At 66.8% G+C, this 304-nt stretch carries 1 protein-coding gene; it reads right to left on the bottom strand.

Going from position 1 to position 304, the window contains the following annotated elements; translation table 11 throughout:
* A partial coding sequence (locus TSH64_RS22135) for a hypothetical protein (protein WP_199237633.1) occupies nt 1–304 on the bottom strand: 304 nt, incomplete at both ends.

Here is a 304-nt window from a genome sequence, read left to right on the forward strand (position 1 = left end):
CACCGTCAGCGTCTCCGACCCGTCGGTATCGGTCAGGGCCGGGTTGATCGTCAGCGCAATGGCGGTGTCTTCGTTGCCGGTCGCAGCAGTGACGCTCAGCGTCGGCGTGTCGGTCACTGGATTGACGGTAACCACCAGCGGTGCGCTGACGCTGACCGGAGTGGCGACGCCGTCCTTGGCGGTCGCGGTGACGGTCAGGGTGAAGTCGTCGTCGCTGTTCACCGGAGGCGTGATCTTGAGGCCGGCCAGCTGGTCGGGCGTCAGCGTGATCGAGCCGTTGCTGACCGTCAGCGTGCCGTTCAGC

Origin of the sequence: Azospirillum sp. TSH64 (assembly GCF_003116035.1) — a bacterium.
Taxonomy (GTDB): Bacteria; Pseudomonadota; Alphaproteobacteria; order Azospirillales; family Azospirillaceae; genus Azospirillum.